This is a genomic window from Gemmatimonas sp., assembly GCF_031426495.1.
In the GTDB taxonomy this organism is placed as follows: domain Bacteria; phylum Gemmatimonadota; class Gemmatimonadetes; order Gemmatimonadales; family Gemmatimonadaceae; genus Gemmatimonas.
In genome coordinates this window covers 1-1,061 of sequence record NZ_JANPLK010000091.1, presented here as the reverse complement: position 1 = coordinate 1,061, position 1,061 = coordinate 1, and the positions used below count along the sequence as shown (strand labels likewise).

At 64.1% G+C, this 1,061-nt stretch carries 2 protein-coding genes; one reads left to right on the top strand and one right to left on the bottom strand.

Translation table 11 applies throughout. From position 1 onward, the window contains the following. The first annotated feature begins 367 nt into the window (after positions 1–367). On the top strand, positions 368–700 hold the full coding sequence (locus tag RMP10_RS23150) for a helix-turn-helix transcriptional regulator (RefSeq protein ID WP_310572431.1): 333 nt from the start codon (positions 368–370) through the stop codon (positions 698–700). A 19-nt stretch (positions 701–719) separates the two neighbouring features. Here the strand turns inward: RMP10_RS23150 and RMP10_RS23145 are convergent. After that, positions 720–1,061, bottom strand: a 342-nt coding sequence (locus tag RMP10_RS23145) for an endonuclease/exonuclease/phosphatase family protein (RefSeq protein ID WP_310572430.1), incomplete at its 5' end; no start/stop codon positions are given.

The window sequence follows — 1,061 nt, the reverse complement described above, 5'->3', positions numbered from 1 at the left end:
GCCGGGTCATCGAGCCGATATCGAAATAGAAGGTCTGCGCCTCCGCTTATGCAGTACACTGCTTAAGCACCATAGTACCTGAGCAGTGTGACATCCAAGCAACGACGGGATGTCCATCTTGACATATGTCCACAATGACATAACCTTGTCTTCATGAGGGCGACGCGACGACCGCTTGTATGGCTGCGCGGGGCGGTGAAGTCGCCGACGTTCTGGGTGGCGAATTCTTTATCGGCTCGACGTAGACGCCGTGGTAATCGTGGAGGTGTTCGCGAAGAAGACGGCCGCGACGCCGGCCAACGTGTTGGCGACGGGACGAGCACGCCTGCGAGTCTACGATCGCGTGACCCAAGGAGAGGGATGAGCGATGCGGAAGGCAAAAATGGCGGCGTTGGACGCGCAAGGATGGGCGGTCGGAACGGTCGATGAGTTTTTGGAGCTGACTGCCGAAGAGTCTGCGCTGGTGGATTTGAAGCTGCGCCTGAGCGATGCACTTCGTGCGCGTCGAGCGAAGCTTGGTCTGTCGCAAGATGCGGTCGCGAAGCGCCTCCACTCGAGCCAGTCGCGCGTGGCGAAGATGGAGGCCGGCGAAGCGTCGGTGTCCTTCGACCTGCTGGTGCGCGCGCTAATTGGGCTCGGCGCGACTTCCGCAGATCTGGCGAAGGCCATTCAGGCGAAGAAGCGTCGGAACGCCGCCTGAAGCCAGCGCCCGGCCGCCTCTACCGTCGGCCGAGTTCAAGCTCCGCCACCACCGGCTGATGCTCCGACGGGAACCCACTCAGCACGTGGGCACCGCGTACCATGAACTCGCTCGACACCAGCGCGTGGTCGATGCGCACCCGGTGCCGGCCGGCAAACATGGTGTGCCCGAAGCCCCACCCGGCTTCGCTGAAGGCGTTGCGCAGCCACCTCCAGTCATGGCGCAGCGCCTGCGACTCCACGGGGAGGTTGAAGTCGCCGGCTACCACGATGGGGCCACGCTCCCCCTCCCGCATCCAGGCCGCGATCGCCCCCGAGGCCTCGGCGCGCTGCTGCACGCTCTCCTCGAGCAGATCGCCACT

What these genes read in the sequence shown, in the direction of transcription:
- RMP10_RS23150 (WP_310572431.1), top strand. Translation starts at nt 368, where the DNA reads ATGCGGAAGGCAAAAATGGCGGCGTTGGACGCGCAAGGATGGGCGGTC.